The following is an 18,677-nucleotide window of genomic DNA, read 5'->3' as shown; positions in this document are numbered from 1 at the left end:
TTAACCTTCCTGGCGGTAATTCGGCGCCTCGCGGGTGATCGCCACGTCGTGCACATGGCTCTCGCGCAGCCCGGCGCCGGTGATGCGGCGGAATTTCGTGGCCTCCTGCAACGCGGCGACGGTGGCGGCACCAGTATAGCCCATGCCCGCCTTCAAGCCGCCGACAAGCTGATGCACCACGGCCGACATCGGCCCCTTATAAGCCACACGGCCCTCGATACCCTCGGGTACCAGCTTCAGGCTGTCCTTGATTTCCTGCTGGAAATAGCGGTCGGCAGAGCCGCGCGCCATCGCGCCCAGGCTTCCCATGCCACGATAAGATTTATAGCTACGACCTTGATACAAAAAGACTTCGCCAGGGGCTTCGTCGGTGCCGGCCAGCATCGAGCCGACCATCACGGCATCAGCCCCGGCGGCCAGCGCCTTGACCATGTCGCCCGAGGCGCGCACGCCGCCATCGGCGATGGCGGGCACGCCATGCTTGCGGCACTCGGCCGCGGTTTCCAGCACGGCGGTGAATTGCGGCACGCCCACGCCCGCGACGACGCGGGTGGTGCAGATCGAGCCCGGACCGATGCCGACCTTCACCGCGTCGGCGCCCGCGTCGATCAGCGCCTTCGCGCCATCCGGGGTGGCGACGTTGCCGGCGATGATCTGCACGTTGTTGGAGGCTTTCTTGATGCGCTCAACGGCGGCAAGCACACCCTGGGAATGGCCGTGCGCGGTGTCCACCACCACCACATCCACCCCCGCATCGACCAGCGCGGCCGCGCGCTCGGCGCCATCATTGCCCACGCCGGTGGCGGCGGCCACGCGCAGGCGGCCCAGCTCGTCCTTGTTGGCCAGCGGATAGGCCTCGGCCTTGTCCATGTCCTTCACCGTGAGCAGGCCGATACAATGGAAGTTATCGTCCACCACCAGCAGCCGCTCCAGCCGGCGCTTGTGCAGGATGGCGCGCGCCTCCTCGGGCAAGATGCCGGGCTTCACCACGGCGAGGTTCTCGCGCGTCATCAGCTCGTAGATCTTGGCGTTGGGGTCGGTGGCGAAGCGCACGTCGCGATGCGTGAGGATGCCGACCAGCTTGCCATCGCGCTCGACCACGGGGAAGCCGGAGATGTTGTGCTGGGCCATAAGCGCGCGGGCATCGGCCAGCGTTTGGTCGGGGTGGATGGTGAGCGGGTTCACGACCATGCCGCTCTCAAACTTCTTCACCCGGCGGACCTGGGCGGCCTGTTCCTCGATGGTGAAGTTTTTGTGGATCACGCCGATGCCGCCCTGCTGCGCCATGGCGATCGCCATCGCGGCCTCGGTCACGGTGTCCATGGCGGCGGAGACGAGCGGGATGTTGAGCGAGATCGCGCGGGTGAGCCGGGTGGCCGTGCTCACCGCGTTGGGCAGCACCTGGGAATAGGCGGGAACCAGCAGCACGTCATCGAAGGCCAGCGCCTCGGTGATGCGATCGGAGAAATCCAGTTTGAACGGGGTATCGGATGCCATGGCCGCGCTTTCATCAATATATCTGGCACGGAACGATGGTGGGCCGCGCCTTGGTAAGAAGACCTTGGCGGTTCCCAATAACCGCACGCGGCGCGCGCGGCAAGGGCGCGGCCTCAGCCTGGGCGAAAGCCGGTGGCCACCACGTACATCTCTTTCGAGTCTTTGCGGCTGGCCGGGGGCTTGGCATGGCGCACGACGCGGAAGCGCTGTTTCAGCGTGTCGAGCATGCTCTTCTCCGCGCCGCCCTGGAACAGCTTGCAAACAAAGGCCCCGCCCGGCGCCAGAATGTCGCAGGCGAAGGCGAGCGCGGTTTCGGCCAGGGCCATGATGCGCAGATGGTCGGTGGCGACATGCCCGGAAGTATTGGGTGCCATGTCGGAAAGCACGAGGTCCGCCTTGCCACCGAGCAGCTCCTCCAGCCGGCGCTCCATGCCCTCTTCGAGAAAATCGCCCTGGATGAACTGCGCGCCCGGCACCGGCTCGATGGGCAGCAGATCCACCCCCACCACGCTCGCCGCCCCGCGCGCCAGCGCCACCTGCGACCAGCCGCCCGGCGCGGCGCCGAGGTCCAGCACCCGCGCGCCCTTGCTGATGAGGTGGTATTTGTCATCAAGCTCGATGAGCTTGAAGGCCGCGCGCGAGCGCCAACCCTGGGCCTTGGCGGCGGCCACATAGGGGTCGTTGAGTTGCCGGTTGAGCCAGCGCTGCGACGAGGCCGAAAGCTTGCGCGCGTTTTTAAGCCGCACCGCCTCGCGGCGCGGGGGCAGGGAGGAACCTGAGGTCATGCGTGAAAAAAATTCCGTTTATTCGGGTGGGGGGCGCGCATCAGGCGCATGAGCATACCCTCGCGCAGGCCGCGATCGGCCACCACGAGATGCGGCACCTGCCAAAGCTCATGGATGGCGGCGAAGATGGCGCAGCCGGGCAGGACGAAATCAACGCGCTCCCGGCCGATGCAGGGGTGGCGGCTCAAACCTTCGCGGCCAAGCGCGCGGGCCTCGGCCAGGGCCAGATCGACCGCCTCGCGCGTCAGGCACAGCCCATCGACCAGCCCGCGGCGATAGCGGTCGAGCTTCAGCGATACCCCGGCCAGGGTGGTGACAGTGCCCGAGGTGCCGACCATCAGCACCCCGCCACGGCGGATTTCCTCGCCGATATGATGCACGCGCTCAAACGGGTGCAGCATGGCGGCGATGTCGTCCACCAGCCGCGAAAACCCGGCCGGGCTGTAGCAGCAGCTCGCTGAGCGCTCCGACAGCGTGACCACGCCCACGGGCAGCGAGATATAGCCGATGAGGTCGGGCGGCGCCGCGCCGTTGACGCGCACCCATGCAATCTCGGTGGAGCCGCCGCCAATGTCGAACAGCAGGGCGCGGCGGGCATCGCTGGTCAGCAGCGAGGCGCAACTCTCCATCGCCAACTCGGCTTCCTCGCGCGGGTTGATGATTTCCAGCGGCAGGCCGGTGGCCTCACGCGCGCGGGAGATGAATTCGGCGCCGTTCTCGGCCTGGCGGCAGGCCTCGGTGGCGATAGCGCGCAGCCGCAACGGCCCGGCGCCGGCCCCGCCGCTCCAACGTTGCATGCGCTCGGCGCAGATGCTGAGCGAGGCAATGGCGCGGTCCATGGCCACGGGGGAGAGCCGGCCTGTCTCGTACAGCCCTTCGCCCAGGCGCACGACTCGGGAGTAGCTGTCTAGCACATGAAACCCATTGGCCGCCGGCGTGCCGACCAGCATCCGGCAATTATTGGTGCCGAGGTCGATACCGCCAAACACCGGCCGCCGCGCGGTACGGCGCGAGTCGACCGCCCTGGCTTGGTTCGAAGCGGAAATCTGGCTAGCCATCGTGATCTTTACTACAGTCCAAGCCTTATATAATCGCGCTTTACCCTGCGGGGGCAAGCCGGAAATCCGCCACGCGCACCCCTGCCCCGTAAAATTTATGACATGCAAATGATGCGGCAAGACTTGCCGAACGGCGCCAGCAATGGTAGCCAGCGCCCGCACCGCAACTGGGGGATAGTTTAGCGGTAGAACTCCCGGCTCTGACCCGGGCAGCCTTGGTTCGAATCCAGGTCCCCCAGCCAATGCGCCCCGCGCGGGTTCTGCGAAATTTCAAAATTTGCCAAACGCCGCCGCCCTGGTATTGCTCCGCCGCGCCTGGGAAGAGGACATTTCATGCTCAACGCCTATGCCTGCGCCAATGGCAGATTCGCGAGCCTCGGCGGCCAGGATGTGACGCGGGCCGTTTGGTTCGACCTGGAAAACCCGGCGCCGGAGGAGCGCGCCTTCGTCACCCGCGTCACCGGCCTGCCGCTGCCCGACAAGGCGGCGCTGACCGAGATCGAGGCCTCCTCGCGCCTCGCGGCCAGAGGCGAGGTGCTGACCATGTCGATGCCGGTTTCCACCCGCGACGCCGAGGGCGCGTTGCAGGCCAGCGTCTGCGGCTTCGTGCTCTGCCCTGGGCATCTGGTCACGCTGCGCTTTTCGCCCAGCGCGGTGTTCAGCCAGTTTTCCGCGCAGGCGCAGGCGGGGGCCGAGACCGGCCCGGCCGAGATCTTCGCCGGGCTGCTGGAGGCGATCGTGGACCGCCAAGCCGACGCGCTGGAGAAGCTGCGTGACGAGCTGGACCATCTCAGCCACCGCATCTTCCACCACCGCGTCGGCGCCAGCGAGCGCATGCGAACCACCGAGAAGGAGCTGAAGGCGGTGCTGGGCGTGCTCGGGCGCGATTATGACACCATCACCTTCCTGCGCGACAGCCAGCTCGGCGTGGCGCGCATCGCGCCTTACGCAATCACCGCCGCCCCCTGGCTACCCGCCCTGGTGCGCCAGCGGCTGCAAGCGGTGCAAGGGGATATCGCCTCGCTCAACGAATACAGCGTGCATCTCACCGACAAGGTGCAGTTCCTGCTCGATTCGACTCTGGGGCTGATCAACGTGGCGCAGAACACGCTGATCAAGGTGCTCACCATTGTCAGCATCATGGGCATCCCGCCCACGCTCATCGCCGGGATTTATGGCATGAACTTCCACGACATCCCGGAACTGAGCTGGCACTACGGCTACGGCTATGCCTGGGGGGCGATGATCCTCTCGGCGGTTGCGCCGCTCGTCTGGTTCCGCAAAAAAGGCTGGATATGACCGATTATTTTCAACCCGAAGACGACACTCCGCAAGCCGCCATCGCCGCCATCGGCGAGGATCTGGCGCTGTTTGACGATTGGATGGACCGCTACGAGTTCATCATCGAGCTGGGCCGCAAACTGCCCCCCTACCCCGCCGCATGGCAGGATGAGGCGCATCGCGTGCAGGGCTGCCAGAGCCAGGTATGGCTGGCGGCGCAGGAGGCGGACGGCAAGCTCTATTTCACCGGCGCGTCAGACGCCGCCATCGTCTCCGGCCTGGTGGCGCTGGTGCTGCGCGTCTATTCCGGGCGCACGCGCGCCGAAATCCTGGCCACCTCGGCGCAATTCCTGCGCGATCTCGGGCTGATCGGCGCGCTCTCCACCAACCGCGGCAATGGCGTCGCCGCGATGGTGGAGCGGATCCAGGAGATGGCGCGCGCCGCCTGAGCCGTTATTACATCCAGTGACCGGGCACCCAGACCCACACGCCGCCGCGCACGGCCCAATGGCCATTCTGCCAGCGGTGCCAATGGGGGTGGCGGCGCACATAATGGCCGGGCACCCAATGATAAGCATAGCCGTTCCACACCCAATGGCCGGGCCGCCAGATGAACGCCTGGCCGGGCGGCGGCGGCGGCGGCGGCTCGGCGCGCAGCGGCGGCACGGGCTGGTAGCCGGGCGGATAAGCGGGCTGCGCCAGAGCGGCTCCGGCGCCGCCAGCGGCAACGAGCGTGGCGCCCAGCAATGAGGCAAGCAGGGTGCGGCGGCGGGACATCGGGAAACTCCGCAGGCTGTTAATGTCACAGACATGATATAGCCACGCCGCGTGTCAGCCTCATGGCGCGTTGGTTACAAATCGTGTCCCGTTATTTGCGGGCCAGCAACTCCACTTGCCGGGCCAGACGCACCAGCGCCCCGGCTCCGCCGCCCGCGGGCAGCGCGGGGCGCGGCGGCAGCGTCTCGGTGTCCAGCCCATGCACCAGCCAGTCGCGCCAGGCGCGCCAGAGCAGCGCGTCGCGTTCGGGGATGGCGGGCGGGTCCAGCGTGAGCAGCGAAAGCCGCCCGGCCATGCGGCGCAGGGCGGCATCCACCGCCGCCCCGCGCACCAGCGTGTCCTCGTGCCGCTGATGCGGCTCCAGCACCGCGCGGGCGAGCGCGGCTTCGAGATTATTACTGGCCAGGCCCGCGGCGCGGCGGGCGCCGTCGGGCGTGGGCGCGCCATCCAGCAGCGCGGCAAACACCGCCCCGGCATAGGCGGCATGGGCGGCGATGGCGGCGCTGATGCTGGCCTCGAGCTGCGGCGCCGCGAAGCGCGGCCAGAGCAGCATGTTTCCGGCCACGGCCAGCGCCCCGCCCAGCAGCGTGTAGATCATCCGCCACAACGCGATGCTCTCCTCGCTCATGCCGGGGCGGAGCTGCTCGACCAGCAGCACGATCATGGGGGTGAGCAGCGCGATGTAAATGGAGAAATTCACCGCCCGCATGGCCAGGGCGAGCACGGTGAGCGGCAGCATCGCCATGGCCAGAGCGAAGGGCGAATGCACCACCAGCCCGAGCCCCGCAGCCAGCAGGCCACCCAGCATCGTGCCCGCCATGCGCTCGGCCGTGCGTACCCAGGTGGCCGAGAAATAAGGTTGCAGGCAATAGACCAGGGTGATGGTCATCCAGTGCGAAAGCTGGTCGCCGTAAACCATCATCCAGGCCGTGGCGGGCGTGGCGATGAGCGCGGCGCGCGCGGCGTGGCGCAGGGCCAGGGAGCGGTGGTTAAGGTTTTGCCGGATGGGCGAGATCACCCGCCGTCGCCAGGGCTGCGGCTGGGCCGGTTCAGTCCCCGGCACCGCCGCCACCGAAACCGCGCGCAGCACCGAGAATTGCTCCGCGATGGCGAGCAGCACCTGCCGGGCCGGACCTTCGGGCAGGGCGTTGAGGCGCGCGCGCAGCCTTGCCTGGGCGGCTCTGCGGCGCGGCGTATCAATCTCCCGCCCGGTGGCGAGGTCGGCCGCAATGGCGGCGAACCACCCCGCGATCAGCCGCAGCGGGGCGATGCAGGCTTGGCGCGCCTCGGCGGTCTGCTCCAGCAGATCGCTGAGCGCGATCAGCGCCGCGAAACTGCGCTCCAGGCTTTGCAGCCGCAGCGACAGCGCCGCCGCGCGCGGCGACACCGAGGCCCGCCAGCGCAGCGTCTCCAGGGTCACGCCGCGCGCGGTCTCGATCGCCTCGCGCACGGCGCGGCGGTGTTTCGCGGCGTGCCCTGCGAAGGCCGCCCCACCCTCGCCGCGCGCCGCCAGCGCCGCCAGCTCGCGCGCCAGCGCCGCCTCGGCCTGCGCGGTATCGGCCAGCGCCCGCCGCGCGGCGCCGTAAGGATGCGTCTGCCACAGCACCAGGGTGAGCACCGCCGCCCAGGCCGCGCCGAGCCAGAAATTGAGGCCCTGCAGCGCCGCCAGCGTCATGCTGGGCTGCGGCTGCCCGAGCGCCAGCACGGTGACGACGCTGAGCAGCGTGCCCACCTGCTGCCCGCCCGCGCCATAGATGCGCGCGAAGCCGCCGCAGAAGACCACCACGCCCGCGAGCAGCACCGCCACCCAGATATTCACGCCGCCGAGATAGCCGAACAGCCCATAAGCCACGCCCCCACCCAGCGCGAACGCCGCCACGGCGGGCACGCGCCGCGCCACCGGCCCGCCAGGGTCGGCGAAGCAGGTGAGCAGCGCGCCCAGCGCCGCCAGCCCGAATTGCGGGATATGCAGAACCTGCCCGGCGATCAGCGTGACCGCCACCGCGATGCCCGCGCGCAGCCCCTCGGTGAGCGAGACGGCGCGCGGGTTCAGCGTGATCGGCAGGGCGGCGAGTTTCAATCGCCGAACTTGTTGGAGCGCGGGAAGCCGCTCGGCGGCATCCGCCCGGCGGTGGCGCGCGCGCCCAGCCACTCGGTCAGCTTCTGCTCCACCCGCAGCTTCTCGCCAATGCGCCAGGTCAGCCCGGCGGCGAGGCTGAAGGTCTTCACATCCGCGAGCCCGCCATCCTTGTATTTTTGCAGTTGTACGCCGGTGCCCTTCGGCATCTCGGGGAGCTGGTCGAGCGGGAACACCAGCAATTTGCGGTTCTGCCCGACCACCGCCACATGGTCGCCCCGCACTGGCACGCAGGCCGCCCATTCCTCGCCCGGCTTGAGCACCAGGATGGTCTTGCCCGCGCGCCGCTCGGAGGCCAGCTCCGCGCCCGGCAGGATGAAGCCGCGCCCGGCGGAGGAGGCGACGAGGTATTTCTGCCCGGCATCGGGCACGAACAGGGCCAGCACGCCGTCCTCATTGGCCAGTTCCACCATCAGGCGGATCGCCTGGCCATCGCCGCGCCCGCGCGGAATCTCCGCGGCCTTGAGCGTATAGACGCGGCCATTCGTGCCAAGCAGGGCGATCTTGTCGGTCGACTCGCAGCGCAGCAGGCAGGCGAGCTTGTCGCCCTCCTTGAATTTCAGCTCCACGCCCTCGGCCAGATGCCCCTTCTGCGCGCGGATCCAGCCTTTCTCGGAGAGGATCACGGTGATCGGCTCGCGCTCGACCAGCGCCTCGGCCACGATCTCGACCACCGGGGCGGCGGCGGAGATGAGCGTGCGCCGCGCCCCCAGCGGCCCGGCACCGAATTTCTCGCGCACCTCGGCGATCTCCTCGCCAATCTTCGCCCAGCGCTTGGTTTCGTCCTTCAGCAGCGCCTGCAAATTCTTCTGCTCCGCCGAGAGCTGCTTGTGCTCCTTGCGGATTTCCATCTCCTCCAGCTTGCGCAAGGCGCGCAGCCGCATGTTCAGGATCGCCTCGGCCTGGGTCTCGGTAAGCTCGAAGGCGCGGATCAGCGCCGGCTTCGGCTCGTCCTCGGTGCGGATGATCCGGATCACCTCGTCGAGATTGAGGAAGACCTTGATATAGCCTTCGAGAATCTCAAGCCGCCGGGCGATGCTGTCGAGCCGGTGCTGCGCGCGGCGGATGAGCACCTCGTGCCGGTGGCCGAGCCACGCCTTCAGCACCGCCTTCAGCCCCATCACGCGCGGGGTGCGCCCGCCATCGAGCACGTTCATGTTGAGCGCGAAGCGGGATTCGAGCTGGGTGGCGCGGAATAGCGAGGCCATCAGCATCTCGGGGTCCACGGTGCGGCTCTTGGGCTCCAGCACCAGCCGGATGGTCTCGGCGGATTCGTCGCGGATATCGCCCAGCAGCGGCAATTTCTTGTCGCCCAGCAGCAGCGCGATCTGCTCGACCAGGCGGGATTTCTGCACCTGATACGGGATTTCGGTGATCACGATCACCCAGGTGCCGTGCTTGCCTTCCTCCCGCACCCAGCGCGCGCGGGTGCGCAGGCTGCCGCGCCCGGTCTCATAGGCCGCGACCAGCGTCGCCTCATCCTCGACCAGTTCACCGCCGGTGGGGAAATCGGGGCCGCGCATATGGGTGAGCAGCTCGGCCGTGGTGGCGTTGGGGTGGCTGATGAGATGCATGGCGGCGGCGCAGACCTCGCCCGCATTATGCGGCGGGATGGAGGTGGCCATGCCCACCGCGATGCCCGAGGCGCCATTGGCCAGCAGATTGGGGAAAGCGCCTGGCAGGACGATCGGCTCCTGCTCCTCGCCGTCATAGGTCGGGCGGAAATCGACGGCGTTTTCATCGATGCCGCGCAGCAGATACTCGGCGATCGCGGTCAGGCGCGACTCGGTGTAACGCATGGCGGCCGCGTTATCGCCGTCGATATTGCCGAAATTGCCCTGGCCCTCGATCAGCGGGTAGCGCGCCGCGAAATCCTGCGCCAGGCGCACCAGCGCCTCATACACCGCCGAATCGCCGTGCGGATGGTATTTGCCGATCACGTCGCCGACCACGCGGGCGCATTTCTTGAAGCCTGAGCGCGGGTCCAGCTTGAGCTGGTGCATCGCGTAGATCAGACGCCGGTGCACCGGCTTCAGCCCATCACGCACATCGGGCAACGAGCGGGACATGATGGTGGAGAGCGCATAGGCAAGGTAACGCTCGGAGAGCGCGTTGCTCAGGGGCAGGTCTTCGATCTGGCCGCCCAAATCATCCGGCATGGGTCTGCTTCTCCTCCAGGCTTCGGGAAAGACGCTCATAAAGACCGGCCCGCGCCGGTGGAAGAGGCTTATGCCGCGCCCCGAACACATCCCGCGCCAGGAAATGCCCGGTCAGGCGCAGGGCGGCCACGCAATCCTCCGGGCGGGCGGGAACGTCCTCGATGAGGAACGCGGGCAAAGGCAGCAGCCGGTCCACCCATTCCCCGGCCTCGGAGAGGGTAACGGCGCGGCCGGTGCGCGGGGAGACATAGGCGAGGCGGTCATTGCCCCCGGCGGAGGACGAGAAATCCAGCCCGAAGCCGAGTTCGCGCAGCAGCGCCACCTCCCAGCGGCAGAGCTCGGGCAGGGCGAAACCCGGAATGTCGATGCCCGCGAGCAGGCGCAGCAGCCCGGCGAAACTCTCCGGCGCTTCCTCACGCTCGGGCAGCGCCCCGGCGGCCAGGGCGCAGGCGGCGTTCAAGATCTCCAGCGTCTCCGGCGCGGCCATGGCCAGCGCCGCCGCCGGGCGCACCAGCTCGCCGGTGATGGCGCCGAGCTGGTCGGCGGTGCGGGCTATCCAGCGCGCCGCCAGGATATTGCCGCGCTGCCAGAGCGCCGCCTGTTTGCGCGAGGCGCCGCCCTTGGCCAGCCCTTTCCAGAGCCCGCGCGGGGTGAGCAGGGTGACGACCAGATCACCCTCGCCATGCAAGTGCGTGTCCAGCACGATGCCGGGCTGCTCCCACTCCATCGCCTATACGAGGGTTGCCGACACAAACTCGGCCCAGGCGCCCAAGTTGGAAGCGCCTCTCTCGGCCATCTCGGTGGAGAACGTGACCTGGCACGCGCCCTCCAGCTCGGGCAGTTGCAGCACCATGCCACGCGCCTTGCCGCCGGGTACCACCTCGACCCCCGAGGATAGCACCGTGCCGCCCTCGCCGCGCACCTCGACCTTGAAGCGCACCGCCGCGGAATCGGGGCGCGCCACCCGCATCGACACCTGTAATTCCGCGAAATCGAGATGGCTTCGCTGGTGATGCAGGCTCAGCACCACCCGCGCGGCAGGCGCCCCGCCAGGGTTGGGGTGCAGGCGGAACCCCTCGCGCCCCAGGGGGAAGAACCCCGGCGGATCATCGCTGACATTTATGAGCGTGAGGTGCTGAAGCGTGCCATCAGGCAGGAACACGGGCCTCGGCCGCGGCAATTCGGGCACCGCCTTCTGCAAGGCGCGGCGATAGAAGAGCGTGTAATCGCCTGAGACCGCACAAAGGAACTCCGCCATGGGCAAATGCGCCATATGTTCGGCGGGCAGCATGGCGCCGCGCGTTTCCACCGCCAGCAAGCGCAGACGGGGCGGCAAAGGCTCCGCCAAAACGCTCAAGGCGGCGATGTCAGGGCTCAAGATGATCGTGTCCACATCACGCCAGCGCCAATAGCTGAGCAGCTGCGCCAGCGTGGTCGCCTTGAGCTGCCCAGCTTCGTGGCGCACCAGCGCGGGCTGCCCAGCTTCGCCCTCGCGGCCGAAAAAATCGTAGCGGGCGTTCTCAGCGCCGATCACCGTGTTGAGCACCGTGATGTTGCCGTAAGGCGAGGTATTGAGCAGCGCCACGCGCTGGAACGCTGCATCGGGCTCGGTGGCCAGGATTTCGGCACCCGGATAGGCATGGGCCAGCGCCACGCTGCGAAAGCCCGCGCCAGCCCCGATTTCGAGGATGCGGCGGGGTTCATGCACGAATTTCAGCCCGTTCAGCTCGGGGTCGAATGAGGCGGTGGCCGCTTCCGCGTCGGCGGTGCCCGCACGCAGCCAGAGCGGAAACGGGCGCGGCGTCACGGGCACCACCACCAAGCCGCAGCGCCCCGCGGTGGCGGCGGCAAAACGCTCCCCCGGCGAATCGGGCAATTCGGCCAGCCAGGCGGGGCCGCACGTCATATCAGCGCCACCTTGGCCACGGCGGCCAGATAGCGCGCCGCCACGGGCAGGATGGCGTCGTTGAAATCATAGGCCGGGTTGTGCAGCGGGGCGCTCGGGCCGTTGCCGATCCAGGCATAGGCGCCGGGCAAAACCTCCAGGAAGCGCCCGAAATCCTCCGCCGCCATGGAGCCGCGCTGGGCCAGCGCCACCCGCAGCCCCGCCTCCCGCGCCGCCTGCGCCGCCAGGGCCGTCTCCGCCGCGCTGTTGATGGTGGGGGCGAGGCTGCTGAAGATGTCCACATCCGCGGTGAGGTCATGCGCGCGCGCGGTGTGGCGGGCGATTTCGGTGAGCCGCGATTTGAGCAGCGCCATGGTCGCCGGAGTGAGCGCGCGGATGGTGCCGCCGAGGGTGGCGGCGCTCGGGATCTGGTTGCGCGCCTCGCCCGCCGCCAGCGTGCAGGTGGAAATCACCCCGGCCTCCTGCGGGTCTTTATTGCGGGCGGTGATGCTGTTGAGCGCGAGGATCAGGTGCGCGAGGCCCTGCACCGGGTCGGCGCATTCATGCGGCATCGCGGCGTGCCCGGCGCGGCCATGCAGGGTGATGGAGAAATTCGCCGCCCCGGCCATGACCGGCCCCTCGTGCAGCATCACGCTCCCCGCCTCCAGACCGGGCCAGTTGTGGTAGCCGAAGATGCGCTGCATCGGGAACCGCGCCAGCAGCCCATCGGCCAGCATCGCCTCGGCGCCGCCGAAGCCCTCCTCGGCAGGCTGGAACACCAGATAGATGGTGCCGGACCAGGCCGGATCGTCGCGCAGCAGGGCCGCCGCGCCGAGCAGCGAGGCGGTGTGCCCGTCATGCCCGCAGGCATGCATCACCCCGGCATGGCGCGAGGCATAGGGTAGTTCGGTGGTCTCATGGATCGGCAGGGCGTCCATATCCGCCCGCAGCCCCACGGCGCCGGCGCCCGGGCGGGAGAGCACGCCGACCACGCCATGCCCGCCAACCCCCGCAATGTGCGGCACGCCCAGCGCCGTGAGCGCGGCGCAGACATAGGCGGCTGTGGCTGACTCGCGGAGCGACAATTCCGGGTGAGCATGCAGATGCTGGCGCCAGGAGCGCATCAGCGGAGCGAGATCATCGGGCATAAAGCAATCTTAGGTAGCGGCGGACATTATTGTCGAGACCGAAATCAGTAGTCGCAAATCCTGCCCGGAGCATGGCGCAAGGGAAAATAATGTCAACCGACATGACTGATCCCCCCGCCGGGGACGGTTCAATCCGCCACCGCCATCGCCAGGTAATTCACCGACAGATCGTGGCTGAGAACAAAACCGCGGCGGCGGGGCGAGAAAGACAGCCCCGCCGTGTCGGCCAGGCGCAGCCCGGCCTCGCGGCAATAGCGCCCGAGTTCGGCCGGGGTGATGAATTTCTTCCAGTCATGCGTGCCCTTGGGCAGCAGGCGCAGAATGTACTCCGCCCCCAGCTTGGCGGTGAGAAAGGATTGCGGCGTGCGATTAAGGGTGGAGAGGAACAGCACCCCGCCCGGCTCCAGCAGATCGGCCAGGGTGCGCAGGAACGCCACCGGATCAGCCACGTGCTCGAGGATCTCCAGCGCCGTCACGACCGGGAATTTTACGCCCTCGGCCACCAGTTCCTCGGCGGTGGCGTTGCGGTATTGCAGGTTGAGCCCCTGCCCCTGCGCGTGGCTGCGCGCGGCCTCGATCACCTCGGCCCCGGCATCGGCGCCCAGCACCTCAAAGCCTTGTTTCGCAAGGGCTTCGGCCAACAGCCCGGCGCCGCAGCCAATATCCAGGATCTCCACACCCGGCCCCACCAGGGCGCGCACGCGCTGCACCACCCAGGCCGCGCGGGGGCCGTTCATCATGTGCAGCGGGCGCATCGGGCCCGATTCGTCCCACCACCGGGCGGCGAGGGCATTGAAATGAGCGATTTCCTGGGGGATGACTGAGGGGTGCTGCATTGCCGAAACTTTTCTCCGCCGCTATGTGACGCCGCCGGCGGTTTTCCACAAGGGTTATAGTATGGCGCGTATCGTTATGAAATTTGGCGGCACCTCGGTGGCCGATCTCGACCGTATCCGCAATGTGGCCAAGCGGGTGAAGGCCGAGGTGGACAAGGGCAACGAGGTGGCCGTGGTCGTCTCCGCCATGGCGGGGGTGACGAACCAGCTGGTGGGCTACTGCCAGCAGCTCTCCCCGCTGTTCGACGCGCGGGAATACGACGCCGTGGTGGCCACTGGCGAGCAGGTGACAGCGGGGCTGACCGCCATCGCGCTGCAGGAGCTGGGGCAGGATGCCCGCTCCTGGCAGGGCTGGCAGGTCGCTATCGAGACCGACGGCCAGCACGGCAAGGCGCGCATCGAGAGCATCGAGGGCGAGGAACTGATCTCGCGCATGCAGCAGGGCCAGGTGCCCGTGGTCGCCGGGTTCCAGGGCATCGGCCCGGATAACCGCGTGACCACGCTCGGGCGCGGCGGCTCCGACACCTCGGCCGTGGCCCTGGCCGCGGCGCTGAAGGCGGATCGCTGCGACATCTACACCGATGTGGACGGGGTTTACACAACCGATCCGCGAATCGTGCCGGGTGCGCGTAAGCTGTCGAAGATCACCTACGAGGAAATGCTTGAACTCGCCTCCGTGGGGGCGAAAGTGCTGCAGACCCGCTCGGTGGAGCTGGCGATGAAGGAGCATGTGCGGGTGCAGGTGCTCTCCAGCTTCGCCGACACGCCGGGCACAATGGTTGTTGATGAGGAAGAAGTCGTGGAACAGGAAATCGTCGCCGGCATCGCCTATTCGCGGGATGAAGCCAAAGTCACCGTTCGCCGCGTGCCAGACCGCCCGGGCATCGCCGCCGCCGTGTTCGGGCCGCTGGCCGACGCGCATATCAATGTCGACATGATCGTGCAGAACGTCTCCGCCGACGGCACGACGGACGTGACCTTCACCGTCGGCAAGACCGATTTCCTGCGCGCCAAGACCGTGCTGGAGGGGGCGCAGAAGGAGATCGGGTTCTCCGAGCTGGTGACCGACCAGAACGTGGCCAAGATCTCGGTGGTCGGCGTGGGCATGCGCAGCCATGCTGGCGTCGCGGGCACCATGTTCAAGACCCTGGCCGAGCGCGGCATCAACATCCAGGTCATCACCACGTCCGAGATCAAGGTGAGCGTGCTGGTTGCGGCCGAGTACACGGAGCTGGCGGTGCGCGCCCTGCATACGGCCTATAAGCTCGATGCTTGAGATGAACCGCGACGCCGCCGCCGAGTTCGACGCGCTGACCCGCCGGGGCCGGGAGTTCCTGGGCACCGAATACGCCATCATGGGCGGCGCGATGAGCTGGGTGAGCGAGCGGCATCTGGTCTCCGCCATCTCCAATGCCGGCGGGTTCGGCGTGCTTGCCTGCGGGGCGATGCCGCCGGAGCTGCTGGAAAAGGAGATCGACGCAACCAAGGCGCTGACCAGCAAGCCGTTCGGCGTCAACCTGATCACCATGCACCCGCAGCTCGACGACCTGATCGCGGTCTGCGTGCGCCAGAAGGTGAGCCATGTGGTGTTCGCGGGCGGCATTCCCTCCGCCGCCAACATCAAGGCCGCCAAGGAGGGCGGTGCCAAGGTGATCTGCTTTGCCCCGGCGCTGGTGCTGGCTAAGCGGCTGGTGAAGTCGGGCGCCGATGCGCTGGTGATCGAGGGTTCCGAGGCGGGCGGGCATATCGGCCCGGTCTCGCTGACCGTGCTGGCGCAGGAGATCCTGCCGCATATCCGCGAGGTGCCGGTGTTCGTGGCCGGCGGGCTCGGGCGAGGCGAGGCAATCCTTGGTTATCTGGAGATGGGCGCGGCGGGCGCGCAGCTCGGTACACTATTCGCGGCCTCAAAGGAGAGCATCGCGCACGAGAACTTCAAGAAGGCGTTCATCCGCGCCGCGGCGCGAGACGCGCTGCCCAGCGTGCAGCTCGATGAGCGGTTTCCCGTGATCCCCGTGCGCGGGCTGATGAACGAGGGCACCAAGCGCTTCATGCGCCATCAGGCCGAGGTTGTGCAGAAATTCCAGGCGGGCGAATTGGACAAGACCGCCGCCCAGCTGGAGATCGAGCATTTTTGGGCGGGCGCGCTACGCCGCGCGGTGATCGATGGCGATATCGAGAACGGCTCGGTGATGGCCGGGCAGTCTGTCGGCATGGTCACCGAGATCCTGCCGGTGGCGGAAATTCTGGCGGCGTTGAAGGCCCAGGCCATCGCCGCCCTGGCCGCGCGTGCCGCCAGAAGCTGACATCACGCCCAAGCGGCGCAAGCGCAAGCCGAAACTCGGCGATACGCGGCATCTGTTTGCCGCGCTGCGGGAGCATTTGGCCTCCGGCACCGCCAGCCTGGCCGATTTCGCCAAACTGGTGGCCGAGGGGCTGAGCGCCGATGCCAGTGTCATCTACGTCGCGCGCCCGGGCGAGGTGCTGGAACTTGCCGCCACCCACGGGCTGAACATCAATGCCGTCGGCCACACCAAGCTGCGTGTGGGCGAGGGCATTATCGGCATGGCCGCTTCCTCGGGCGACATTCTGAACCTCGCCGACGCCCAGAACCATCCCCGCTACGCCTATCGCCCCGAATTGGGCGAGGAAAACATGGCCTCGACCCTCGCGGTGCCGGTGAAGCGCGCCGGGCGCACGCTGGGGGTGATCGGCGTGATGTCACGCGAACCGCGGGCCTTCACGCCGCTGGAGGTTGAGGCCCTGGCCACGGTGGCTATGCTGCTGGCCGAGATCCTGGCCCGCGCCGGTGCCACCGATGTCGGCGAGGAAGGCTTCTCCGAAACCCTGCCCCGGCGCTACCCCGGCCATGTGCTCTCCACCGGCATCGCGCGCGGCAAGATCCTGCCCTATGGCGCCGCCGCGCCCATCGCCCGGCTGCTCACCGACGACCCCGAGGCCGAACTCGCGCGCCTGGAAAAGGCGGTGGAGGAGGCCAACAAAAATCTTGACGGGCTGATCGCCGGCTCGTTGCCGGGCGGCAATGCCCCGCGCGACGTGCTGGAAGCCTATCGCATGGTCGCGCAATCCTCGGGCTGGCTGGGCCAGGTGCGCGACGCGATCAGCGACGGGCTGACCGCCGAAACCGCGGTGGACAAGGTGGCCCGCACCCTGCGTGAGCGCATGCGCAAGATCGCCGACCCTTATTTACGCGAACGCCTCGCGGACATTGAGGACATGATCGGGCGGATCATGGTGGGGCTGGGCGGCATGGCTCCCAAGCCCGAGCGGGCGGATGGCTATATCCTGCTGGTGCGGCGCATGGGCCCGGCTGATCTGCTGGACTGGCACGCGCGCGGCATCGCCGGTGTGGCGATCGAGGAAGCTAGCCCCTCCGGCCATGCTGCCATCCTGGCGCGCGCGCTGAGCCTGCCCGCGCTGCAGGTGGATCGCGGCGCGGTGGAGGCGGCGCAGGAGGGCGACCCGGCGCTGCTCGACGCCGAGGGCGGCACGCTGATCCTGCGCCCCGAGCCAGAGGTGGTGCAAGTCTATGACCGGGCGCTGGAGGCACGCACCGTGCGCGCCGCGGCGCTGGCGGCGTATCGCGACCGCCCGGCGGTGACCAAGGACGGCACCGAGATCACGCTCATGCTGAATGTCGGCCTGGCGATGGAGCTGGACCAGCTGGAGCGCACCGGCGCCGACGGCATCGGCCTCTACCGCACCGAGATCGCGGCGCTGGCGGCGGGCGGCATCCCGGATGTGGCGGGCCAGGCGGCGGAATATGGCCGCGTGCTGGACCGCGCCAACGGCAAGCCCGTGCAGTTCCGCACGCTGGACCTCGGCGCCGACAAGCTGCTGCCCGGCGAGGCCGGAACCGGGGAGGAAAACCCCGCCATGGGTTGGCGCTCGCTGCGCGTGGCGCTGGACCGCCCGGCCATTCTGCGCCGCCAGCTGCGCGCCCTGCTGCTCGGCGCGCAAGGGCGGCCGCTCTCCATTATGTTCCCGATGGTGGCGACGGTGGAGGAATTCCGCACCGCGCGCGATTTGCTGGAAGCCGAGGCCGCGCGCATCCGCCCCGCGCCCGAGCGGCTGGAAGCCGGGACCATGCTGGAAGTGCCGTCGCTGCTGTTCCAGCTCCCCGGCCTGCTGGCCGAGGCGGATTTCATCTCGGTCGGCACCAACGACCTCATGCAATTCCTGTTCGCCGCCGATCGCGGCACGCCGGAGCTGGCCGACCGCTACGACACACTCTCCGCCCCCGTGCTGGAGATGCTGGAAAAGCTGGTCAGCTATTGCCAGGAGGCGGGGGTGCCGCTCTCCGTCTGCGGCGAGGCGGCCGGGCGGCCGCTGGACGCGCTGGCCTTCGCGGCATTGGGCATCACCACCCTGTCGATGTCCGGCAACGCCATTTTACCGGTGAAGGCGGCGCTGGTGGAGGCGGACCTGACCGTGCTGCGCCCGGTGCTGCGCGAATTGCGCCGTGCCGGGGCGGCGGGGGGCAGCATCCGCGAGCCGCTGGCCGTGTGGGCGCGCGAGCATAATCTGGCGATTTGAGACTTGCCGCGGACGGGTATAGAAGCTGCACGACATGCAAGATGATCTGCCCGGGACGGATGTGATGGACGAAGGCGCCAGCCCTGGCGTGGCGCGCGTGGGTGCTGGCCTGCGCGAGGTGCGCGAGCGACTGGGCTGGCTGCTGCCCGATGTGGCGGCGGCGCTGCGCATCCGGCCGGAATATCTCGACGCGATCGAGCGGGGCGATCTCGCCCCTCTGCCCGGTCCGGCCTACCGCATCGGCTTCGTCCGCGCCTACGCGCAGATTTTGGGGTTGGATGGCGAGGAGATCCTGCGCCGCTTCCGCGAGGCCGGTGGGCTGGGCGAGGTGCAGAACGTGAGCCTGAAGATGCTGGCCCCGGTGCCCGACCGCGGCGTGCCGCGCGGGGCGCTGGCGCTGCTGGGCGCGGTGATCGTGCTGGGCGGTTACGCGCTATGGTATCACCTGACCACGAGCAACCGGCATCTAGCGGCGCAGGTGCAGCCCGTGCCGGCTGAGCTGGCGCCGCTGGCCCTGCCGCCGGTGGTGAAGACCGAGCCGCCCGTCGCACCCGCCCCCG

The 18,677-nt window shown here is 68.5% G+C and carries 16 protein-coding genes and 1 tRNA gene; 7 read left to right on the top strand and 10 right to left on the bottom strand.

Annotation, left to right across the window (positions count from 1 at the left end):
* The 3 genes from guaB to LI953_RS00075 all read right to left on the bottom strand — a co-directional run bounded on the left by guaB (position 1) and on the right by LI953_RS00075 (position 3,340).
* Positions 1–1,497, bottom strand: a complete 1,497-nt coding sequence (gene guaB / locus LI953_RS00085) for an IMP dehydrogenase (protein ID WP_227073936.1) — start codon at positions 1,495–1,497, stop codon at positions 1–3.
* 113 nt (positions 1,498–1,610) lie between these two features.
* A complete protein-coding gene (locus tag LI953_RS00080) occupies positions 1,611–2,282 on the bottom strand; it encodes an RlmE family RNA methyltransferase (RefSeq protein ID WP_227073935.1) in 672 nt (223 codons plus the stop codon).
* Positions 2,279–3,340 (bottom strand): Ppx/GppA phosphatase family protein, encoded by a 1,062-nt coding sequence (locus LI953_RS00075; protein ID WP_227073934.1) that lies wholly within the window; start codon positions 3,338–3,340, stop codon positions 2,279–2,281. Before LI953_RS00075 ends, LI953_RS00080 begins: the two co-directional genes overlap by 4 nt.
* 168 nt (positions 3,341–3,508) lie before the next feature.
* Between LI953_RS00075 and LI953_RS00070 the strand changes: the two genes are divergently transcribed.
* The 3 genes from LI953_RS00070 to LI953_RS00060 all read left to right on the top strand — a co-directional run bounded on the left by LI953_RS00070 (position 3,509) and on the right by LI953_RS00060 (position 5,070).
* Positions 3,509–3,582: transfer RNA gene (locus LI953_RS00070), tRNA-Gln, on the top strand.
* A gap of 91 nt (positions 3,583–3,673) precedes the next feature.
* The gene (locus tag LI953_RS00065) at positions 3,674–4,639 is read left to right on the top strand and encodes a magnesium transporter CorA family protein (protein WP_227073933.1); all 966 of its coding nucleotides are present in this window, start codon (positions 3,674–3,676) and stop codon (positions 4,637–4,639) included.
* Positions 4,636–5,070, top strand: a complete 435-nt coding sequence (locus LI953_RS00060) for a SufE family protein (RefSeq protein ID WP_227073932.1) — start codon at positions 4,636–4,638, stop codon at positions 5,068–5,070. Before LI953_RS00065 ends, LI953_RS00060 begins: the two co-directional genes overlap by 4 nt.
* 7 nt (positions 5,071–5,077) lie before the next feature.
* Here the strand turns inward: LI953_RS00060 and LI953_RS00055 are convergent, their stop codons facing one another.
* The 7 genes from LI953_RS00055 to ubiG all read right to left on the bottom strand — a co-directional run bounded on the left by LI953_RS00055 (position 5,078) and on the right by ubiG (position 13,563).
* Positions 5,078–5,398, bottom strand: a complete 321-nt coding sequence (locus tag LI953_RS00055) for a hypothetical protein (RefSeq protein WP_227073931.1) — start codon at positions 5,396–5,398, stop codon at positions 5,078–5,080.
* Positions 5,399–5,489: 91 nt separating this feature from the next.
* Entirely contained in the window at positions 5,490–7,478 is a 1,989-nt protein-coding gene (locus LI953_RS00050; RefSeq protein WP_227073930.1) for an FUSC family protein, read from the bottom strand.
* On the bottom strand, positions 7,475–9,694 hold the full coding sequence (gene parC / locus LI953_RS00045) for a DNA topoisomerase IV subunit A (RefSeq protein WP_227073929.1): 2,220 nt from the start codon (positions 9,692–9,694) through the stop codon (positions 7,475–7,477). The genes LI953_RS00050 and parC overlap by 4 nt, the downstream gene beginning before the upstream one ends.
* Positions 9,684–10,421, bottom strand: a complete 738-nt coding sequence (recO, locus tag LI953_RS00040) for a DNA repair protein RecO (protein WP_227073928.1) — start codon at positions 10,419–10,421, stop codon at positions 9,684–9,686. The genes parC and recO overlap by 11 nt, the downstream gene beginning before the upstream one ends.
* A gap of 3 nt (positions 10,422–10,424) precedes the next feature.
* Positions 10,425–11,600, bottom strand: a complete 1,176-nt coding sequence (locus tag LI953_RS00035; protein ID WP_227073927.1) for a hypothetical protein — start codon at positions 11,598–11,600, stop codon at positions 10,425–10,427.
* Positions 11,597–12,727, bottom strand: coding sequence for an amidohydrolase (locus tag LI953_RS00030; RefSeq protein ID WP_227073926.1), 1,131 nt, complete (start codon positions 12,725–12,727; stop codon positions 11,597–11,599). Before LI953_RS00030 ends, LI953_RS00035 begins: the two co-directional genes overlap by 4 nt.
* 128 nt (positions 12,728–12,855) lie before the next feature.
* On the bottom strand, positions 12,856–13,563 hold the full coding sequence (ubiG, locus tag LI953_RS00025; RefSeq protein WP_227073925.1) for a bifunctional 2-polyprenyl-6-hydroxyphenol methylase/3-demethylubiquinol 3-O-methyltransferase UbiG: 708 nt from the start codon (positions 13,561–13,563) through the stop codon (positions 12,856–12,858).
* Between the two features lie 61 nt (positions 13,564–13,624).
* Here ubiG and LI953_RS00020 point away from each other — a divergent pair, with 61 nt between their 5' ends.
* The 4 genes from LI953_RS00020 to LI953_RS00005 all read left to right on the top strand — a co-directional run.
* Positions 13,625–14,839 carry an aspartate kinase gene (locus LI953_RS00020; protein ID WP_227073924.1) on the top strand — a complete coding sequence of 405 codons (1,215 nt, stop codon included), beginning with the start codon at positions 13,625–13,627 and terminating at the stop codon, positions 14,837–14,839.
* Positions 14,832–15,866: an NAD(P)H-dependent flavin oxidoreductase gene (locus LI953_RS00015; RefSeq protein ID WP_370635718.1), complete on the top strand. Its 1,035-nt coding sequence runs from the start codon at positions 14,832–14,834 to the stop codon at positions 15,864–15,866. The genes LI953_RS00020 and LI953_RS00015 overlap by 8 nt, the downstream gene beginning before the upstream one ends.
* Positions 15,850–18,117, top strand: a complete 2,268-nt coding sequence (locus LI953_RS00010; protein WP_227073923.1) for a putative PEP-binding protein — start codon at positions 15,850–15,852, stop codon at positions 18,115–18,117. Before LI953_RS00015 ends, LI953_RS00010 begins: the two co-directional genes overlap by 17 nt.
* A gap of 34 nt (positions 18,118–18,151) precedes the next feature.
* On the top strand, positions 18,152–18,677 hold a 526-nt coding region (locus LI953_RS00005; RefSeq protein ID WP_227073922.1), incomplete at its 3' end, for a RodZ family helix-turn-helix domain-containing protein.

It is taken from the genome of Acidocella sp. KAb 2-4 (genome assembly GCF_020567705.1).
Classification (GTDB): Bacteria; Pseudomonadota; Alphaproteobacteria; order Acetobacterales; family Acetobacteraceae; genus Acidocella.
Note: the sequence above shows the minus strand (reverse complement) of the source record. Positions and strands in the feature narration are given on the sequence as shown.

Excerpts from the sequence above, each read along its gene's own strand:
- LI953_RS00080 (WP_227073935.1), bottom strand. The coding sequence starts at position 2,282 with ATGACCTCAGGTTCCTCCCTGCCCCCGCGCCGCGAGGCGGTGCGGCTT.
- parC (WP_227073929.1), bottom strand. The coding sequence starts at position 9,694 with ATGCCGGATGATTTGGGCGGCCAGATCGAAGACCTGCCCCTGAGCAAC.
- LI953_RS00055 (WP_227073931.1), bottom strand. The coding sequence starts at position 5,398 with ATGTCCCGCCGCCGCACCCTGCTTGCCTCATTGCTGGGCGCCACGCTC.
- LI953_RS00065 (WP_227073933.1), top strand. The coding sequence starts at position 3,674 with ATGCTCAACGCCTATGCCTGCGCCAATGGCAGATTCGCGAGCCTCGGC.
- guaB (WP_227073936.1), bottom strand. The coding sequence starts at position 1,497 with ATGGCATCCGATACCCCGTTCAAACTGGATTTCTCCGATCGCATCACC.
- LI953_RS00075 (WP_227073934.1), bottom strand. The coding sequence starts at position 3,340 with ATGGCTAGCCAGATTTCCGCTTCGAACCAAGCCAGGGCGGTCGACTCG.
- LI953_RS00060 (WP_227073932.1), top strand. The coding sequence starts at position 4,636 with ATGACCGATTATTTTCAACCCGAAGACGACACTCCGCAAGCCGCCATC.
- ubiG (WP_227073925.1), bottom strand. The coding sequence starts at position 13,563 with ATGCAGCACCCCTCAGTCATCCCCCAGGAAATCGCTCATTTCAATGCC.
- recO (WP_227073928.1), bottom strand. The coding sequence starts at position 10,421 with ATGGAGTGGGAGCAGCCCGGCATCGTGCTGGACACGCACTTGCATGGC.
- LI953_RS00020 (WP_227073924.1), top strand. The coding sequence starts at position 13,625 with ATGGCGCGTATCGTTATGAAATTTGGCGGCACCTCGGTGGCCGATCTC.
- LI953_RS00035 (WP_227073927.1), bottom strand. The coding sequence starts at position 11,600 with ATGACGTGCGGCCCCGCCTGGCTGGCCGAATTGCCCGATTCGCCGGGG.
- LI953_RS00030 (WP_227073926.1), bottom strand. The coding sequence starts at position 12,727 with ATGCCCGATGATCTCGCTCCGCTGATGCGCTCCTGGCGCCAGCATCTG.
- LI953_RS00015 (WP_370635718.1), top strand. The coding sequence starts at position 14,832 with ATGCTTGAGATGAACCGCGACGCCGCCGCCGAGTTCGACGCGCTGACC.